The sequence below is a fragment of the Reyranella sp. genome (assembly GCF_052439685.1).
GTDB lineage: Bacteria > Pseudomonadota > Alphaproteobacteria > Reyranellales > Reyranellaceae > Reyranella.
Map to the genome: position 1 here is coordinate 248172 of NZ_JBQVQG010000005.1, position 19230 is coordinate 267401.

The 19230-nt window shown below is 67.6% G+C and carries 15 protein-coding genes; 6 read left to right on the plus strand and 9 right to left on the minus strand.

Translation table 11 applies throughout. The features are described from left to right. The first annotated feature begins 8 nt into the window (after positions 1-8). On the plus strand, positions 9-4847 hold the full coding sequence (locus tag ACT6UX_RS09675; protein ID WP_444774940.1) for an NAD-glutamate dehydrogenase: 4839 nt from the start codon (positions 9-11) through the stop codon (positions 4845-4847). A 30-nt stretch (positions 4848-4877) separates the two neighbouring features. Here ACT6UX_RS09675 and ACT6UX_RS09680 read toward each other — a convergent pair whose 3' ends face one another. Genes ACT6UX_RS09680 through ACT6UX_RS09690 form a run of 3 tightly spaced genes read right to left on the minus strand, consistent with a single transcriptional unit; the run spans position 4878 to position 7535 of the window. After that, positions 4878-5864 carry an alpha/beta fold hydrolase gene (locus ACT6UX_RS09680; protein ID WP_444774941.1) on the minus strand — a complete coding sequence of 329 codons (987 nt, stop codon included), beginning with the start codon at positions 5862-5864 and terminating at the stop codon, positions 4878-4880. A gap of 38 nt (positions 5865-5902) precedes the next feature. Beyond that, a complete protein-coding gene (locus ACT6UX_RS09685) occupies positions 5903-6772 on the minus strand; it encodes a metal ABC transporter permease (protein WP_444774942.1) in 870 nt (289 codons plus the stop codon). Positions 6773-6788: 16 nt separating this feature from the next. Beyond that, positions 6789-7535 (minus strand): metal ABC transporter ATP-binding protein, encoded by a 747-nt coding sequence (locus tag ACT6UX_RS09690; RefSeq protein ID WP_444774943.1) that lies wholly within the window; start codon positions 7533-7535, stop codon positions 6789-6791. 265 nt (positions 7536-7800) lie between these two features. Here ACT6UX_RS09690 and ACT6UX_RS09695 point away from each other — a divergent pair, with 265 nt between their 5' ends. Next, on the plus strand, positions 7801-8559 hold the full coding sequence (locus tag ACT6UX_RS09695) for a DUF1223 domain-containing protein (protein ID WP_444774944.1): 759 nt from the start codon (positions 7801-7803) through the stop codon (positions 8557-8559). A 3-nt stretch (positions 8560-8562) separates the two neighbouring features. Here the strand turns inward: ACT6UX_RS09695 and ACT6UX_RS09700 are convergent, their stop codons facing one another. The 6 genes from ACT6UX_RS09700 to ACT6UX_RS09725 are packed head-to-tail and all read right to left on the minus strand — an operon-like array spanning position 8563 to position 14142. After that, positions 8563-9549, minus strand: coding sequence for a Bug family tripartite tricarboxylate transporter substrate binding protein (locus ACT6UX_RS09700; protein ID WP_444774945.1), 987 nt, complete (start codon positions 9547-9549; stop codon positions 8563-8565). A 35-nt stretch (positions 9550-9584) separates the two neighbouring features. Beyond that, on the minus strand, positions 9585-10361 hold the full coding sequence (locus ACT6UX_RS09705) for an enoyl-CoA hydratase/isomerase family protein (RefSeq protein ID WP_444774946.1): 777 nt from the start codon (positions 10359-10361) through the stop codon (positions 9585-9587). After that, on the minus strand, positions 10358-11542 hold the full coding sequence (locus ACT6UX_RS09710) for a CaiB/BaiF CoA transferase family protein (protein ID WP_444774947.1): 1185 nt from the start codon (positions 11540-11542) through the stop codon (positions 10358-10360). The genes ACT6UX_RS09705 and ACT6UX_RS09710 overlap by 4 nt, the downstream gene beginning before the upstream one ends. A gap of 1 nt (position 11543) precedes the next feature. Continuing rightward, on the minus strand, positions 11544-12332 hold the full coding sequence (locus tag ACT6UX_RS09715) for an enoyl-CoA hydratase/isomerase family protein (protein WP_444774948.1): 789 nt from the start codon (positions 12330-12332) through the stop codon (positions 11544-11546). Between the two features lie 9 nt (positions 12333-12341). Further along, complete coding sequence (locus ACT6UX_RS09720; protein ID WP_444774949.1) at positions 12342-13097, minus strand: enoyl-CoA hydratase/isomerase family protein; 756 nt, start codon at positions 13095-13097, stop codon at positions 12342-12344. A gap of 58 nt (positions 13098-13155) precedes the next feature. Further along, entirely contained in the window at positions 13156-14142 is a 987-nt protein-coding gene (locus ACT6UX_RS09725; RefSeq protein ID WP_444774950.1) for a Bug family tripartite tricarboxylate transporter substrate binding protein, read from the minus strand. Positions 14143-14234: 92 nt separating this feature from the next. On the opposite strand from ACT6UX_RS09725, the gene ACT6UX_RS09730 reads away from it, so the two are divergent. The 4 genes from ACT6UX_RS09730 to fdxA all read left to right on the plus strand — a co-directional run bounded on the left by ACT6UX_RS09730 (position 14235) and on the right by fdxA (position 19190). Continuing rightward, positions 14235-15134 carry a LysR substrate-binding domain-containing protein gene (locus tag ACT6UX_RS09730; protein WP_444774951.1) on the plus strand — a complete coding sequence of 300 codons (900 nt, stop codon included), beginning with the start codon at positions 14235-14237 and terminating at the stop codon, positions 15132-15134. Positions 15135-15179: 45 nt separating this feature from the next. Further along, on the plus strand, positions 15180-18497 hold the full coding sequence (locus tag ACT6UX_RS09735; RefSeq protein WP_444774952.1) for a helicase-related protein: 3318 nt from the start codon (positions 15180-15182) through the stop codon (positions 18495-18497). Between the two features lie 24 nt (positions 18498-18521). Further along, positions 18522-18776, plus strand: a complete 255-nt coding sequence (locus tag ACT6UX_RS09740) for an RNA-binding S4 domain-containing protein (RefSeq protein WP_298315795.1) — start codon at positions 18522-18524, stop codon at positions 18774-18776. Positions 18777-18854: 78 nt separating this feature from the next. Further along, positions 18855-19190 (plus strand): ferredoxin FdxA, encoded by a 336-nt coding sequence (fdxA, locus tag ACT6UX_RS09745; RefSeq protein ID WP_298315792.1) that lies wholly within the window; start codon positions 18855-18857, stop codon positions 19188-19190. The last annotated feature ends 40 nt before the right edge of the window (positions 19191-19230 follow it).

Sequence of the window (19230 nt, forward strand, 5' to 3'; positions counted from 1 at the left end):
CACAAAATATGGTCACCGCTTCGGTGCCGCGCGTCTATGGGTTGGACGCCATCTGCGCTGCCGCCCTGCAGGCCGGCGGTGAGGATTCCGCACAATTTGCGCGCAGGCTGTTCGGCCGCCTGTCCGACAAGGACCTGGCCGCTGCACCCGTAGACCAGCGCGCCGCGGCTGCAACCTCGCTGCTGGCCTTCGCCCGCCGCCGCCTGCCCGGCGTCGCCAAGGTCCGCATCTTCAACCCGTCGCTTCCAGACCATGGATTCGAGAGCCGTCACACGATCGTGCAGATCGTGAACGACGACATGCCGTTCCTGGTCGATTCGATCGCCAACGAGTTCAACCGCCGCGAAATCGCGGTCCATCTGCTCGCCCATCCGGTGCTGGCGGCACGCCGTGACCTCGACGGCGACCTGGTGGGCATCGCGCTGGAGGCCGGCGAACGCGCGCGCTCGGAATCGATGATGCACATCGAGATCGACCGCCAGACCGATCCGGTGCTGCAGGACGAGATTGCTTCCGCGCTCACGCGCGTGCTGGCCGAAGTGCGGCTGGCGGTCGACGACTGGCGCGCCATGCGCCGCGCCTGCCTCGACGCGATCGTCGATCTCGCGCCCGGCCGCGCACCGGACCTCGCGGAATACGATGACTTCCTGCGCTGGCTCGAAGCCAACCATTTCACGTTCCTGGGCCATCGCCGATACCGCTACGTCGACGATTCGAGCCAACCCGGCGGCCTGCGCTACGAGCTGGTGCCGGGATCGGCGCTGGGCATCCTGCGCCGCGACGAGGTGCGCCTGTTCGACCCCGGCGTGGGCAGCGGCGAGGCGATGGCGCGCTTCGCGCAGGGTCCGCACAACATCCTGATCGTCAAGACCGACCGCCAGTCGCTGGTCCACCGCATTGGGGCCATGGACTGCGTGATCGTGAAGACCCGCGACGCCGACGGAAGGGTCACCGGCGAGCATCGCCTCGTCGGCCTGTTCACGTCGGCCGCCTATCACGCGGCGGTGCACGACGTGCCGCTGCTGCGCGGCCGCGTCGAGACGTTGCTGCGCCGCTCGGGATTCGACCGCCACGGCCATGACGGCAAGGCCCTGCTGGCGATCCTGGATTCCTATCCGCGCGACGAGTTGTTCCAGATCGACGAGGAGACGCTCTACGATCATGTGCTGGGCATTCTGCAGCTCCAGGAAAGGCGGCGCGTGGCGCTGTTCACCCGCCTCGACACGCTCGGCCGCTTCGCCTCCGCTCTGGTCTTCGCCCCGCGCGAACGCTTCGATGCGGCGCTTTCGGAACGCTTCACGTCGCTTCTGGAGAAGGCCTGGGATGCGACCGCCGTCTCGGTCGCCACGTCGATCGGCAGCAATTCCGCCCTGGTCCAGTCGCTCCATACGCTGAGGCTCCACACGCCGGGGCGGCCCGTCCCCGATCTCGCCGCGCTCGAACGCGACATGATCGAAGCCGCGACGTCATGGAACGACCGTCTGCGCGCTACCCTGCAGGAGAAGCTCGGGGAGGCCGAGGGACGCGCCGCCGCGCGGCGCTGGCGGGACTGGTTTCCCGTCGTCTATCGCGAGACCTTCGATGCGGCGCAGGCCGCGACCGACATCGAGCAGCTCCAGAGGTTTGGCGACGGCGCCGGGTTCGGCGTGCAGGTCGGCCGCCGCAGCGGCATGCCGGCGCACCGCTTTGCGCTGCGCCTGTTTCATCCGCGCAAGCCTTTCGCGCTGTCCGACATCCTGCCTCTCGCGGAGAATCTCGGCCTGCGCGTGATCAGCGAGGTGCCGTTCCTGCTGCGCAAGGAGAGCGATGAGGAGCCGGCCGATGGCGTGGCCATGCAGGTGTTGCGGGTGGAGACCGCGGACAAGTCGGCGGTCGATCTCACGCTTGCCGGGCCGCGCTTCATCGAGGCGATCGAGAAGTTGCGGTCAGGCGCGCTGGAGAATGACGGGCTGAACAGGCTGGTCCTCGGCGCCGGCCTCGCCTGGCGCGAGATCGCCATCGTGCGCGCCTATGCCAAGTACCTCCGGCAGGCCGGCATCACGTTCAGTCAGGAATATATGGAGCGCACGCTGGCGGCCTATCCGCGGGTGGCGCGGCTCTTGGTCGATCTCTTCGTCGCGCGCCTGGATCCGGCCTTGGGCGATGCGAGCGGTGGAGAGCGCACGGCGCGGATTGAGTCCATCGAGGCGGAGTTCGCGACCGCGCTCGAAGCCGTCACCACGCTCGACGAAGACCGAATCCTGCGTCGCTTCCACAATGCCGTGCGCTGCACGCTGCGCACCAACTACTGGCAGGCCGGCGGCACCAAGGCGTGGATCTCCCTCAAGATCGACAGCCGCGCCATCGACGACCTGCCGGCACCGCGGCCTCTGGTCGAGATTTTCGTCTACAGCCCGCGCATGGAAGGTATCCATCTGCGCGGCGGACGCGTCGCCCGAGGCGGCATCCGCTGGTCCGACCGGCGCGAGGATTTCCGCACCGAGATTCTCGGACTGATGAAGACGCAGATGGTGAAGAACGCCGTCATCGTCCCGGTCGGCTCGAAGGGCGGCTTCTACGTGAAGCAGCCACCGGCCAATCCTCAAGGAGGCGCGGGCACGCGCGAGCAGATTCAGGCCGAGGGCATTGCCTGCTACCAGACCCTGATCCGCGGCCTGCTCGACATCACCGACAATTATGCGGACGGGGGGATCGTGCCGCCTGCCGACGTGGTGCGCCACGACGGCGACGATCCCTATCTGGTGGTCGCCGCCGACAAGGGCACGGCCACCTTCTCCGACATCGCCAACGCGCTGGCCCGCGACTACGGCTTCTGGCTCGACGATGCCTTCGCCTCGGGCGGCTCGGCGGGCTACGACCACAAGAAGATGGGCATCACCGCGCGCGGCGCGTGGGAGTCGGTGAAGCGCCACTTCCGCGAACTGGGCCAGGACATCCAGGAAACCCCGTTCACCGTCGCCGGCGTCGGCGACATGTCGGGCGACGTGTTCGGCAACGGCATGCTGCTGTCGCCGCACACCCGGCTGGTGGCGGCCTTCGACCATCGTCACATCTTCATCGATCCCTCGCCCGACCCGGCCACGAGCCTGGCCGAGCGGCAACGGTTGTTCGCGCTGCCGCGGTCCTCCTGGATGGACTACGACAGGAGCCTGCTGTCGCCGGGCGGCGCGATCTTCGACCGGGCGGCCAAGTCGCTGGCGCTGTCGCCCGAGGCCTGCGCGGTGCTGGGAATAGAGCAGCCGGCGATGGCGCCGCTCGACCTCATGCGGGCCATCCTGACGGCGCCGGTCGACCTGCTTTATTTCGGCGGCATCGGGACCTACGTGAAGGCCTCGGACGAAAGCCATGGCGAGGCCGGCGACCGCGCCAACGACGCGTTGCGTGTAGACGCCGCGCACCTGCGCGCCCGCGTGATCGGCGAAGGCGCCAATCTCGGCTTCACCCAGCGCGGCCGCATCGAGGCAGCACTGGCCGGGCGCAAGATCAACACCGACGCGCTCGACAATTCGGCCGGCGTCGACACGTCGGATCACGAGGTCAACATCAAGATCGCGACCAGCGCCGCCATCGCCGCCCGTGCGCTCGACGCAACGGATCGGGACCCGCTGCTCTTCTCGATGACCGACGAGGTCGCGGCGCTGGTGCTGCGCCACAATTACCAGCAGAGCCAGGCGGTCAGCGTCGCCGAGGGCCAGGCGGCGGAGGAGCACGACCGGCTGGAGCGCTTCATGCGTGCCCTTGAACGCAAGGGTCGGCTCGATCGCGCCGTCGAGTTCCTGCCGGGCTCCGCCGCCATGCGCGTGCGCGCCCAGAATCGCCAGCCGCTGACGCGGCCCGAACTGTCGGTACTGCTGGCCTACGCCAAGATCGATCTCAACGAGGAAATCCTCGCTTCCGACCTGCCCGACGATCCCCGCCTCGAAGAAGAGTTGCTGCGCTACTTCCCGACGGCGCTGCGGGAAAACCATCCGGCGGCGCTGCACGGTCATCGCCTGCGCCGCGAGATCACGACGCTGGAGGTCGTGAACTCACTGGTCAACCGGTGCGGCCCGACCTTCGTGCACACGGTGGCGCAGCGGACCGGCGCCTCGGCGGCCGCCATCGCGCAGGCCTTCACGGTCGTGCGCGACGCCTGGAAGCTGCGGGAGCTGTGGGCCGACGTCGAAGCGCTCGACCCTGCCCTCAAGGCCGCGGCGCAGATCCGCATGCTGATCGCCTCGCAGCGCTTCATCCTGCGCGGTGTGCAATGGGTCCTGCGGCGCCTGCCGCAGCCGCTCGACACGTCGGCGGCAACGGCCCAGCTCGGCCGCGCCGTTGCCGAGTTGGGAGCCCTGCCCGCGGATCTCGTGGGCGAGGCCGAAGGCGCGGCGCTGGGCGAGCGTTCCGCCGCACTCGAGGCGATGGGCGCGCCGGCCGATCTCGCCCGTCGCGCCGCCGCACTCGAAACCCTGTCCGCCGCGGGTGACCTCGCCCTGGCCGCCGAGGCCAACGGGTGCACGATCGGCAGTGCCGCGAGGCTCTACTTCCGGCTGGGTGAGCGGCTGTCGCTCGCGCTGCTGGCAAACGCCGCGCAAAAGCTGCCGCGAGAAGGGCTGTGGCCGTCGCAGGCCGCGCTCGCGATGCAGGACGAGTTGGCGGCACTCCATGCCGACCTGCTACGGTCCGCCCTGCGCGCCGGCGGGCGTGAAGAGTGCGACCCCGATTCGGCCCTCGCCGCCTGGAGCGAACCACGCAAGCTCGCCCTGGAGCGCGTCGACCGTCTCCTCAAGGAGGATCTCGCCTCGGCCGGCGCCATCGATCTTGCCATGTTGTCGGTCGCCACCGCGGAGTTGCGCACCCTGGTGTAGTCGGCTTTGGACTGAATGGGCCGCCTTGCCTCAGAGCCCCTTTAGGAACTCGATCAGCAGGCGATTGACCTCGCTCGCGCGTTCCTGCTGCACCCAGTGGCCGGCGCCGTCGAGGATGTGGCTGCCGCGCAGGCCCGGCAGCGTCGTCGGGTAGGCGTCGAGCTGGCTCTTGGCGGCCGGGAAGCGCAGCACGCCGTCGCGGCTGCCGGCGATGAACATCGAGGGCTGGCGGATCGGCTGGCCGCGCCACGGCCCGCTGAGCTCCCAGTTGCGCCGCAGGTTGCGATACCAGTTGAGCCCGCCGCGGAAGCCGGCGCGCGCGAACTCCCCGGCATAGTAATCGAGATCGGCATCGCTGAGCCATGCGGGCAGCGTTTCCGGCTCGACGGTGTTGGCCAGAAGCGAGCCTCCCGTCAGGCGCCCAAACCCCTTGTCCTTCTCCACCATCTCGCCGCCGGCCGTGTAGTAGAGCTTGCGCAAGGCGCCGCGAATGTCCTGCTGCAGCTCGGCCTCGGCGACACCCGGCTTCTGGAAGTACTGCAGATAGAAGTTGTCGATGCCGAGCTTCTCCAGTGCCGACAGGATGTCGACATAGCCCGGCGGCGCATAGGGCACGCTCATGGCGCAGACGGCGGTGAAGAGGTCGGGCCGCCACAGGGCGGCATGCCAGGCGACGGGTGCCCCCCAGTCGTGGCCCACGATCACCGCCCTCGTCTCGCCCAGCGCCTTCACCAGTTCGGCCATGTCGCCCACCAGGTGAAAGAGCGTGTACTGGTCGATCGGCTCGGGCGACTGGGTGCCGCCATAGCCCCGCATGTCGGGCGCGACGGCGCGGAAGCCCGCTTCGCTCACCGCCTTGAGCTGGTGGCGCCACGAATACCAGCTCTCCGGCCAGCCGTGGCAGAACAGCACGAGCGGTCCACTGCCGTCCTTTGGGCCGGCTTCGGCATAGCGCATGTGGATGGTGTTGGCCGTCGTGGTCTTGAGGGTGACGCCCGTTACCGGCGAGTTGGTCATGCTTGGTTCCTCCGCAGGAGGCACCCTAGCCCGCCGCGTCACCCGCGCAAGTGAACCGACCGCGACAGGCGGGCGCGCACCGAGGCACGCGACCCGAAGAGCAGCGACACCAGGAAGAACGAGCTGGCGCACAGCACGATCACCGGACCGGACGGCAGGCCGGCATGAAACGACACCAGCAGTCCAATGGCCGCGGAGGCGAATGCCATCGGCGCCGCGACCAGGCTCATCGACCAGACTTCACGCGCCCAGAAGGACGAGGCGACGGCGGGCAACAGGATAAGGCCCAGCGCCATCAGCGTGCCGAGTGCCTGGAACCCCGCCACCATGTTGAGCACGGCGAGCGACAGGAAGAGATAGTGATAGAGCGAGCCGCGCATCCCCATGGCAGCGAGGAAGCCCGGATTGAAGCATTCGACGACCAGCGGGCGGTAGATGGCGGCGAGACCGATCAGGGTCACGGTCGCGGTCGACACGACGAGGATCAGCGCCGGCTCGTCGACGGCCAGGATCGCACCGAACAAGATGTTCATGAGATCGACGGCGGAGCCGCGCAGGGAGACGATCAGCACGCCGAGCGCCATTGCCGTCAGGTAGGCGGCGGCAAAGCTCGCATCCTCGCGCATGCTGGAGAAACGCGCGATGACGCCCGAGAGCAGCGCCGTCGTGACGCCGGCGATGAAGCCACCCAGGCTCATCGCCGGCAGCGACAGGCCGCCGATCAGGAAGCCCAGGGCGGCGCCGGGCAGAAGCGAATGTGCCAGCGCGTCGCCCATCAGGCTCATGCGGCGCAGGATCAGGAACACACCGATCGCCGAGCCGCCCATCGACAGGGCCAGGCTCGCGACCAGCGCGCGGCGCATGAAGCCGAAATCGGCGAAGGGCGCGATCACATACTCGTGGAACATGACGCGAAGCGCTCGATCAGGCGCTGAGACGCAGGGGCACGTCGCAGGTGCCGGCAGGCTCGTCGCGCGATTCGGCGAGGGCGCGGGCCCGCAGCAGATTCTCGGGCGACAGGACACGGGACGTGGGACCCGCATCGACCAGTTCGCATGCCAGCAGCAGCGCGTAGGGGAAGTCGCGCCGAACTTGGTCGAAATCGTGCAGCACCGCGACGACGGTGCGCTTCTCATCGCGCCAGCGGCGAATCACGACCATCAGATCGGAAACGGTCCTGCTGTCGATGGCAGCGAACGGCTCGTCGAGGAGCACGAGGTCGGCATCCTGCAGCAGCAGGCGCGCGAACAGCACGCGCTGGAACTGGCCGACGGACAGTGTGTCGATCGGACGGCGCTCGAGGCCAGAGAGGCCGACTTCCTCGATTGCGCGCCGGGCGTCGTCGAGATCGACCGGGCGGGCGGCCCCGAAGGCGCCGAATCGCGACCAGCGGCCGAGCAGGACCGTATCGAGCACCGAGATCGGGAAGGAACGATCGATCTCCGCCTGCTGGGGCAGATAGGCGATCCGCTTCGCGGTGCACTCGATGCGGCCCTCGACCCGCGGCGCCAGACCGAGCAGCGCCTTCAACAGCGTGCTCTTGCCCGCCCCGTTGGGACCGACGATGGCCGTCATCTCGCCGGCCGGGATCTCCGCGGAGACGTGATGGACCGCCGGGCGACGGTCGTAATAACTCACGGTCAGGTCGGTGAGGCGCAGCGCGGCGGTCATGGCGAGCCTAGAGCGCCCACCAGGCACACAGCCAAAGCAGCGTCGAGACGCCGATCGCTGCAGCGATCCGGGTCGGAGCGCTCATGGCGAGCAGGGTCGTACCGGGAGAGAGAGGGCGAAGCATACGGTGGATTGTTATAATATTACGCTTTGTGAGTCCATAAGGGGCGGATTGCCCCACGCGGCCGGACGTCACCGGGCAGTGAGCGATCGGTGAGCGATTGTTGATTGGCAGAGCACGGGCGACGCGCGCATCCTGTCGCTCATGACGACGTGTCTAATTCCCAGTCGCAGATCCCTGCTGATAGGCGGGGCCGCCGCCGGCCTGTCGGCGGCGCTGCCATTGGCCGCGCGGCCAGCCAGCGACGGGCCATGGGCCGTCGAGCTCTTCACGTCGCAGGGATGCAGTTCCTGCCCGCCAGCCGACGCCTACCTCGGTCGCCTGTCCCTGCGCCCAGACATCGTCGCCCTCGCCTTCCACGTCGACTACTGGGACTATATCGGCTGGCGGGATCCCTTCGCCTCGCGCGAAACGACCGAACGTCAGCGCGCCTATGCCCGCGTGCTGAAGCAACGCTATGTCTACACGCCGGAGATGGTGGTCGACGGCATCGGTCACGACACAGGTCGGGACAAGGCGCCCATCGAAGCGCTGCTGGCCAGGGCACAGGCTCTCTCGCCCCGGCGGGCGACGCCCGAACTCGCGCGGACGATGGGGAAGCCGCTCACCATCAGGCTGGATGCCTTCCCGCTCGGCGGGCGCACCGCCGATGTGACGCTCGCCGTTTATGACCGCCGCCACACCACGCCGGTGAAGAGCGGCGAGAACCAGGGCCGCATGATCGAGAACTTCAATGTCGTGCGACGGCTCGAACTGATCGACCATTGGGACGGCGCAGCGAAAAGCTGGACCGTCCCCGGCGGTGACATCGGCGCCACCCAGGGCGTGGCCGTGCTGGTCCAGTGGTCCGACCACGGCGCGATGATCGGCTGCAACAAGCTGGAACCCGCCTATTCGGGCTGACGGCTATTCCATCTTGGCGCCGGTCGCCTTGATGATCGGCTCCCACCGCTCGATCTCGCGCGTGAAGTAGGCGGCCGACTTGGCTGCATCGGCATCCCCCACCGGATCGATCGACATATTGCGCAGATCTGCAAGCAGCTTCTCTTCAGCCATGACCTTGCGCGTGGCCTCGGCGATCGAAGTCACGATCGGCTGCGGTGTGCCGGCCGGCAGTCCCACCGGATTGACCGTCAGTACCTGGACTTCGGGCAAGCCGCACTCACTGGTCGTCGGCACCTCGGGCGCCAGCGCCGAGCGTTTCTCGTCGCAGACCGCGAGATAGCGCAGCTTGCCCGACTTGTAGTGACTGAACGAGGTCCCGAACGTGTCGAGCATGAAATCGACCTCTCCCGACAGGCAGGCCTGCAGCGCCGGACTGTTGCCCTTGTAAGGCACGTGCAGAGCACTGAGATTGCCGGCCTTCATCTTGAAGAGCTCGGCCCCAAGATGGTTGATGCTGCCCATGCCTGAGGAACTGTACCGATATTTGTCGGGATGGGCCTTGAGGAGCGCCACCAGCTCCGGCAGCGTCTTGGCCGGCAGCGCCGGGTTCGCCGCGATCACCATCGGCACGCGCCCGACGATGAACAGGACGAAGTCCTTGACCGGATGATAGGGCGGCGTCGGCATCAGCAGCGGGCTCGTGACCTGCGTCGAGGACGAGCCGAACAGCATCGTATAGCCATCGGGCTTCGACTTCGCGACGAGGTCGGCGCCGATCGTGCCGCCGGCCCCCGCCTTGTTCTCGATCAAGACGGGCTGGCCCAGCAGAGCCGACAGGCGCTCGCCATAGCGGCGGCCGAACACGTCGGTCGGGCCACCCGGCGGGAACGGCACCACCAGCCTGATCGGCTTGGAAGGATAGGTATCCTGCGCGACGGCCGCTTTCGCGCCCTGCAACGCGCCCACGCCGAGAGCGGCGGCGCCGATGAGAAGCTTGCGTCGATTCATTTTCTTCCTCCCTTTCTTTCTTGCCGTTGTTGCCGTCACCAGCTCGGAATGCGCTTGTCGAAGAAGGCGGCGATGCCTTCGCGGGCCTGCGGGCTCGCCAGGCCAAGGCTGATTGAATCCACCGCGGTCGCCATAGAGGCGCGATGGCCGGACTCGTCGCTGTGCCAGACGAACTGCTTGGTGCGCGCCACGGCATCCGGGCCGCTGCGCAGCAGGCCGGCCAGCAGCTTGTCGAGCTCGGCCTCGAGCGACGCCGCCGGCACGGCGCGCGTGATCAGGCCGATTCGGTCGGCTTCCAGCGCGTCGATGCGGCGGCCGGTCAGAACCAGCTCCATCGCCTTCTTGCGGCCGACGGCCAGGAAGAGAGCCATCAGCGCGGGCGACGGCGGGAAACCGTGATGGACTTCAGGGTAGGCGAACAACGCCGTTTCCTCGGACAAAGCGATGTCGCACCAGCTCGACAGGGTGGCGCCGGCGCCGAAGGCGTACTTCTCGATCAGCGCCACGGTCGGCTTGGGACAGAACCACACCGCCTCGTTCAGCGCCTTCAGCTTCTCGTAGGTCGCCACGATCGTGTCGTTCGACGCATCCTGCAGCGCCCGCAGGTCGCGCAGCTCGCGCCCGGCGCAGAAGATGCCGCCGCGGCCGCGCATCACGAGGACCCGGCAGGAGGGATCGGCTGCAAGAGTGCGGCAGTGCCCTGTCAGCGCATCGATCAGCGTATTGTTCAGTGCGTTTCGATGCGCTGGATTGTCGATCCAGAGCACGGCCACGCCGTCGGCCCGCCGTTCGAGTTCGATCCTGCCGCTCATATCGCTCCCTCTTTCCGAAGCGCCGTGATGCGCGCCTCGTCCAATCCAAGTTCACCACGCAGGATGGCGTCGGTGTGTTCGCCGAGCCGCGGCGGGGCGGCGCCGGGCGCCGCCGGCGTCGCCGACAGGTTGAGCGGCACACCGACCAGCGGCATCGAACCGCCATCTCGGCGGGCCACGTCGAGCACCATCTTCATCGCTGCGATCTGCGGATGGGCCAGCGTCTGCGAGATGTCGTTCACCGGCGCGCACGGCACATTGGCGGCGTCCAGCGCCTCGACCCAGTCGGCCGTGGACCGGGTCGCGAAGATCGCGGCCAGCGCCGGGATCACCTTGTCGCGGTTCTCGATGCGCAGCGCCGAGGTGGCGAGCGCCGGATCGGACGCGAGCGCCGTCGCGCCGATCGCCCCGCACAGACGCTGCCATGCCGCGTCGTTGGTGGCGCCCGCCAGCACGTGACCGTCGCGTGTCGCAAAAGCCTGGTAGGGCACGATGTGCCACACGCCCGATCCGTCGCGCGGCGGTACCTTGCCGCCCATCGTGTAGGCCGGCACGTGATAGCCGAGCAGCGCGATCGCCGTTTCCATCAGGGAAACCCGGATGTGCTGGCCGCCCGCCTTTCCGGCCTGCCGCGCATAGAGCGCCGTGGCGATCCCCGAAAAGGCCAGCAGTCCGGTCGCCATGTCGATGAAGGACGCACCGGCGCGGATCGGGCCACCGTCGCGCTCGCCTGTCATTGCCATCATGCCACTGAAGGCCTGCAGCATGAGGTCGTAGCCCGGCTTGTCCGCGAGCGGTCCCTCGTGACCATAGCCGCTGATGGTCGCATGCACGAGATCGGGCCGGACCGCGCGCAGCGTCGCGTCGTCGACACCCAGCCGCCGCGCGACCGCAGGCAGGAAGCTGTCGATCACCACGTCGGCCTTGCGCACGAGCCCGGCCAGCACTTCCTGGCCGGCGCGGCTCTTGAGATTGAGCGTCATGCCGCGCTTGCCGCGGTTGACGCTGAGGAAGTTGGCGCTCTGGCCGTCGATGACTGGCGCCCACTTGCGATTCTCGTCGCCGCCCACATCCTCGACCTTGATCACGTCGGCGCCGAAGTCGGCGAGCATCTGCCCGCAGGACGGCCCCGCGAGGACGCGGCTGAGATCGAGGACGCGGATGCCCGTAAAGGCTGTCATGTCAGGTACCGCGCACTGCGGCCTCGCGCTTCTCACGCCAGGCATTGTGAGCTTCCTTGGAGTCCTCGGTCTGGCTGAGCGCCATGAAACGATAGACGTCGACTTCCGAAGCATCCTGGATGTTGGGAATGTCGAGGCCCTTGGTCAGCGATTCCTTCGCCAGCCGCGCCGCGAGCGGCGGCAGAGCCGCGATGTCGTCGGCGACCTTGAGGGCGCGATCCATGAGCTCGGCGTGCGGCACCAGCCACTGCGCAAGGCCGATGCGATAGGCCTCGGCACCGTCGATCGGATGGCCGAGCGCAGCCTTCATCGCATTGCCCTTGCCGACCCAGCGCGACAGGCGCACCGCGCCGCCATAGGCCGGCATGATACCGAGTCGCACCTGCGGCAGGCGCCATTCGGCGCGCTCCGACGCCACGATCAGATCGCAGCAATAGGTGGCGATGCAGCCGATGCCGATCGCGTAGCCGTTGACCGCGGCGATCACCGGCTTGGGAAAGTCGGTCAGCAGGTTGGCGACGAACTTGCGCCAGTGCGGGATGCCGGTGATGAACGCCGCCGGCGATGCGACCGTGTGCGTTTCGGTGTCGGCGAGGTTGGCGCCGGCCGAGAAGGCGGCGCCCTTCTCGTCGCCGGTCAGGATGACACAGCGGATCTCGTGGTCGTGCTCGAGTTCGCTGAGCCGCGCTTCGAGGCCTTCGTTGAAGTCCTCGTCCCAGGCGTTGCGCGCCTCGGGCCGGCTCAGGGTCAGGATGGCCACATGGCCGCGTTTCTCGCAAAGCAGGGGCATCGTTCTCTCCTATTTTCCCTTCCAGACCGGCGGTCGCCTCTCGCGGAAGGCGCGCATGCCCTCCACGGCGTCCTCGCTTTCGAACACCGGCTTGAAGCGCTCCAGTGACACCGCCATCGCGGCTTCGGGCCCGAGCCCGGCGGTCTCGTAGATCATCGCCTTGGTCGCACTCACCGCGAGCGGTGCGGCGGCGCAAAGATCCATCGCAAGGCCCAGCGCCTTCTCCATCAGGAAGGCGTCGGGCACGACGTGGTTGACCAGGCCGAGCTCGTAGGCGCGCCGCGCCGTGATCGGATTGCCGGTCATCGACATTTCCAGCGCCACCTTCTGCGGGATCGCGCCGTTCAGCCAGAAAGCATAGATCGGCGCGCGCCCGACACGAGCCTCGGTCAGCGCGAAGCTCGCGGTCTCGGCCGCAACGCATAGGTCGCACGAGATCGCCATGAAGCAGCCGCCACCCAGCGCCGCTCCGTTGACCGCGGCAATCACCGGCTTGGAGACCGACACCTCGTCGCGCAGGATCGGGATGAAGCCGTGGCCATGGCCGCTCGACGCCTCGGAGAGGTCGCGTCCGGCACAGAAGGCCTTGTCGCCGGCAGCGGTCAGGATCGCCACCCGCGCCGCGGGGTCAGCGTCGAAGCGTTTCCACGCCGCCAGGACGCCGTCGCGCATTGCCGTGTTCACGACATTGCGCTTCTCCGGCCGGTTCAGGGTGACGATCGCCACCGGACCCTGCATCTCGTAGAGGACGGGATCCTGGCTCATCCGATGGCCCTCCTGGCCTGCAGCGCCGTCGATGAATCCGCTCGCTTGCCGGGCAGCATCATTCGTCCAGCTTGATGTTGCCGCTGCGGATCACGTCGCCCCACTTCTTCGATTCGGTATCGAGGAAGGCGCGGAACTGGGCGGTGTCGTTGCCGACGATGGTGTTGCCACCGGCGATCAGCTTCCGGGCGACATCGGGATCGGCCAGCGCAGCCTTGGTGGCATCGTACAATCGCTTGATGATCGGCTCGGGCGTATGGGCGGGTGCGAACAGGCCGACCCAGCTATCGGCGTTGAACCCCTTCAGCACCGTTTCGTCGAGCGTCGGTACGTCGGGGAGGCTCTGCGAGCGTTGCAGGCCGGTCATCGCGATCGCCCTGAGCCTGCCGGCCTGGATCAGCGACAGAGTGGCCGAAACGGTCGAGAAGCTGAGATCGACGTTGCCCGCGACGACATCCATGATGGCGGCGCTGTCGCCTTTGTAGGGCACGTGCACCATGGCGGAGCCGACACGTGACTTGAAGAGTTCCGCCGCGAGATGAGTGGGCGCGCCGATGCCCGACGAGCCGTACTGCATCTTGGCCCCGTTGGCCTTTACGTAAGCCACCAGTTCGGCCGGCGTCTTCACGGGCAGCTTCGGGTTGACGACGATGACGACGTCGTTCGTCGCGACGAGGCTGATCGGCACGAAGTCGTTCACCGGATCATAGGGCACCTTGAGCATGTGGGGATGGATGGTGAGCGCGCCGATGCCGCCCAGCAGCAGCGTGTAGCCATCGGGCGCGGCCTTGGCGACGACGTCGGTCCCGATCCGACCGTTGGCGCCTGCGCGATTGTCGATGATGAAGCTTTGTCCGAGTTCACGACCCATGCGCTCGGCCAGTACGCGGCCGATATTGTCGGTCACGCCGCCGGGCGTGAACGGCACGATCAGCCGGATCGGCTTGTCGGGATAGCTCTGAGTCTGCGCCCAGGCTCCGGCAAGCGCCGATCCGGTGCAGGCAAGCGCCGCCAGCGCGCCCAGCACAAATCGTCTCGTCTTCATTTTGCGTTTCCTCCGAGGGGAAGGATTCGCCGAGTCCGATCATATGAGAATTATATTTTTTAAATCAGACTATTCTGATTATCCTATTACTGATGAACTTGCGCTCCCTTCGCTGCTTCCTGGCCGTCGCCGAAGAACTGCATTTCGGCCGCGCGGCGAAGCGCCTCGCCCTTTCCCAGCCGCCGCTCACCCAGCACATCAAGAACCTGGAATTGGAAATCGGCGCGTTGCTGTTCCATCGCACCAAGCGATCGGTGCGCATCACCGACGCAGGCACCGCGCTGCTCGACGAGGCGCGCCGGCTGATCGCCCAGGCCGACGGGCTGCGTCATGTCGTGCAGCGCGCGCACGAGGGCCGCGGCGGCTATTTGCGCGCTGGATTGATCACCTCCTCGGTCTTCACCGAGATCCGGAAGCTCTACAGCAAGATTTCGCGCGGCGTGCCGGGCGTCACGGTGTTGTGGCAGGAAATGAGTTCGTCGGAGCAGATCGAGGCGTTGCACGAGGACAAGCTCGACATCGGCTTCCTCCACATGCCGACGCCTCATCCCGACCTGGTGACACGCACCATCGTCCGCGAGCCGATGTTCATGGCGATGTCGGACGTGCACCGCCTGGCCGGCCGCCGCCGGGTGAGGCTTTCGGAATTCGCCGGTGACGATTTCGTCCTGCCGCTCCGGCACATGTCGCCGATCTTCTACGACAGCATCATCGCTGCCTGCCGCGCCGCCGGCATCAGCCCGACGATCCCGCCCCATCAGCCGCGCAATCTGCTCACCATCCTCAGCCTGGTCTCGGTCGGCGCCGGTGTTTCGGTGATACCGCGTACGCTGGCCGCCGCGGGATTTCCCGGCGTCGCCTTCAAGCCGCTGCGCGGCGAGGCGCCGATCAACGAGGTTTCTGTGGTGTGGCGGGCCGACAACCGCTCGCTTGTCCTGGCGCGGGCCCTGCAGGCACTCGGCCTCGCGCAGGCCAGGGGCGCCTCGGCCTGAAGGGGCGGCCTTGCTTCCGCCGCGGCCGCGCGCGATGGTGCCTGCATGTCGTTTTCCGGCGCCTCCGGCCGCCTGACCGCCGTCCTCGGCCCCACCAATACCGGCAAGACCTATCTCGCGATCGAGCGCATGCTCGGCCACGACTCGGGGATGATCGGCTTTCCGCTGCGTCTGCTGGCGCGCGAGAATTACGATCGCATCGTCAAGTTGAAGGGCGCCGCCCAGGTCGCGCTGATCACCGGCGAGGAGAAGATCGCGCCTTCGAGTGCGCGCTACTTCGTCTGCACCGTGGAATCGATGCCCGTCGAGAGGCCGGTTTCCTTCCTCGCCGTGGACGAGGTGCAGATGGCGGCCGATCCGGAGCGCGGCCACTTCTTCACCGACCGGCTGCTGCATGCGCGCGGCCTGAACGAGACGATGCTGCTGGGCGCCGACACGATCCGTCCGGTATTGAACCGACTGCTGCCCGACATCGACGTGGTCGCCCGCCCGCGCTTCTCCAACCTGACCTATGTCGGATCGAAGAAGGCGACGCGCCTGCCGCATCGTTCGGCGGTCGTGGGATTTTCGGCCAACGAAGTCTATGAAATCGCCGAGTTGATCCGCCGTCAGCGCGGTGGCACCGCGATCGTGATGGGCGCCATGAGCCCGCGGACGCGCAATGCCCAGGTCGACATGTTCCAGTCGGGCGAGGTCGACTATCTCGTGGCGACCGACGCGATCGGCATGGGCCTCAACATGGATGTGAACCATGTGTGGTTCGCGTCGTTGCGGAAGTATGACGGCCGCAGCTCACGGCCGCTGCGCACCGGCGAGCTGGCGCAGATCGCCGGCCGCGCCGGCCGGCACATGAACGACGGCACCTTCGGCACCACGGCTGGGGTACCCGGCCTCGACGCGGAGGTCGTCGAGGCCATCGAGAACCACCGCTTCGATCCGCTGCGCGACCTGCAGTGGCGCAACAGCCAGCTCGATTTCCGGTCGGTCCAGGCCCTGGTCGGCTCATTGAACGCCAGCCCGCCCCATCCCGCGCTCCAGCGGGTCCGCGAGCAGGACGATCAGCTCGCCCTGCAGACGCTGGCGGCCCAGTCGGCGTTTTTGCCGCGCCTGCACTCGCCTCGCCGAATCAAGCTGCTTTGGGAAGTGTGTCAGGTCCCCGACTTCCGCAAGACGATGACGGAAGAGCACATTCAGCTGCTGGGACAGCTCTTCGGACATCTGACGCAGGGCGGTGAGAGGCTGCCCGAGGACTGGATCGAGAGCCACGTGAAGCGCCTCGAGCGTTTCGATGGCGACATCGACACGTTGATGGCGCGCATCGCACACGTTAGGACATGGACCTATATTTCCCATCGGCCCGACTGGATTCAGCGCGCCACCCACTGGCAGGAGCGCGCGCGCGCCATCGAGGACAGGCTTTCGGATGTTTTGCACCAGCGGCTCACACAACGGTTTGTCGATAGACGCGCGGCTTTGCTTGTACGAAGATTGCGCGATGAGGGTGAAATGAACTCGTCAGTCGCCGCAGCGGGCGAAGTCACGGTCGAGGGCGAGCATCTCGGCCGCGTCGAGGGCTTCCGCTTCGTACCGGATGCCACGGAAGGACAGACCGACCAGAAGGCGGTGCTGAGCGCAGCTCTGCGCGCCCTGCGCCAGGATCTGCCCGACCGCCTGCAGGCCTTCGTGAACAGTCAGGACGGCGAAATCGTCTTCGACGGGCAGTTGCGTGTCTGCTGGGGCGGCGGCCCCGTGGCGCGGCTGTTGCCGTCTGGCGACGTGCTGGCACCCAAGGTCGAGGCGATTGCCACCGACCTGCTGGACGGCCCGGCCCGGGAGGAAGTGCGCAAGCGCGCCGCGACCTGGGTGGAAACCCGCATCCGCCTCGGCCTCAGCGAGTTGATGGACGCACGCGCCACGACGGAACTTCCGGCCGGTGCCCGCGGCGTCATCTTCCAGCTCTGCGAAGGACTGGGAGTTCTGCCGCGCCGCCCGGTCGAGGAGCAGCTCACCCAGCTCAGCGACGAGGATCGCAAGGCACTGGCGCGCCTCGGCGTCCGCATTGGCGTGTTCTCGCTCTATTTCCCGAGCATGCTGAAACCGGTGCCGATCCGCCTGCGCGCCGGACTCTGGATGATCGCCAGGAACCGCGAGACGATCCCGACGCTGCCGGCCGAGGGCCGTACCTCGATGGATCTGCCGCGCGATGCCGAGCGCGATTTCTACACGACCATCGGCTATCTGCCGCTCGGCGACCACGCGATCCGCGCTGACATGGTCGAGCGTCTGGCCGCCATGGCGCGGGCCGCGGTTCGCGACAGCCGCGAAGCGTCGCGCCGTGCCCAGCAGCAGGAAAACCAGGAAAAGAAGCCCGCCGGTGAGGTAAAGGGTGCCGCGCCCGCGATTCCCGCCCCTGCGACGGCGGAAGAGATCAGCGAGTGGGCGATCGTCGCCGCGGCTTTCGGCGAGAGCGAGCCGTCAGCCGAACCCGAATCCCCTGCTTCCGAGCCTGTCGCCGCCGCCGAGCCGGTCCCTGAACCGGCGCCGGCGCCTGCCGAGGCAGCGGTTGCCGTCGCCCCTGCCGAGGCCGCACCGATTGCCGACCCGGTTCCCGCAGAGACGCCTGCGCCGCAGGAGCTGACGACCGAAGAGACGGTGGTCGAAGAGACGTTGGTCGAAGGGGCGGTGGCCGAACCAACCGCGACCGAACCGGCCCCGGAAACGGCGGCGGAAGCCGCGCCGGAGCCGGCCGAGAACGCCGCTGCCCGGTCCGAGAGCAAGCCGGTGAAGAAGGAGCCGCGTCCGCTGCCGCCGGGCTGGTTCCGGGCCACGCCGCAGATGATGTCGCTGGTCGGCTGCTCCGAGCCCGAGATGGCCAATGTGTTGCGGGCCCTCGGCTATCGCGTGCATCCGCCGTCGGAAGAGAACGGACCGCTCTACGCCTTCTCCATCAAGCCGCGCTTCGTGCGCGAGCGGGAGGAGCAGCGCGAGCGTCAGCGCCTGCAGGAGCGCGAACGCAACCAGCGTCGCCGCGAGCGCCCGGAACGGCCCAACGAGCGTCAGTTCTTTGCCGATTCACCGCGCCCGCCCAAGGGCAGGGATGACGGCCCGCGCAGTGGATCGCGGCCAGGGGGCGGCCAGCCCGACAAGGGCCCGCGTCCCGAGGGTCCGAGGCAGGAACGCAAGGACGGTCGCCCACCGCAGGACAATCGCGGTCGCGACGACAGGCGTGGCCCGCGCCCGCCGCGGCGCGACAGCGGCGGACCAGCCCTGCGCCTGTACGCTTCGACGGAGGCGAAGGGCGATCCGGCCGCGGATTCGCCGTTCGCCAAGCTGCTCGAGCTCAAGCTCGGTGGAAAGAAGTAGCTGCCCGTGAGTCGCTGAGGCGCGATGCGGCTCGACAAGTGGCTCTGGCACGCGCGCTTCTTCAAGACCCGCACCCTGGCGTCGCGTTACGTGGAGAAATCGCGCTGCCGGATCGATGGCCGCGCCGTCGAGAAGCCGCATGCCACCGTCGCACCGGGCATGGTGCTCACTTTTGCGCTTGGACCTCGGGTGCGAGTCGTCCGTATCGTAGCGCTCGGTGAACGTCGCGGGCCCGCACCGGAAGCACGCGCGTTGTATGAGGAGATCGACTCGCCTTAAATGGTGTGCGCGCCTTCGCCAGCCTTGCGCGGCGGGGGTTCGCACGTTAAGCAGCCGCCGCTCGTTTCTGGAGCTGATATGACCTACGTCGTGACTGAGGCTTGCATCAAGTGCAAGTACATGGACTGTGTCGAAGTGTGCCCCGTGGATTGCTTCTACGAGGGAGACAACATGCTGGTCATCAATCCGGACGAATGCATCGACTGCGGTGTCTGCGAGCCCGAGTGCCCGCCGAATGCCATCCTGCCCGACACCGAAAAGGGCCTGGAGAAATGGCTGGAGCTGAACCGCAGTCTGTCGTTGACCTGGCCCAACATTACCCGCAAGGGTGAGGCACCGGCCGATGCCGAGCAGTTCAAGGACGAGAAGGACAAGTTCGAGAAGTACTTCAGCGACAAGCCTGCGGCCCGCTAGAACCTACCTCGCGTAAAGTTCTTTATTGTACCTTTTGCAA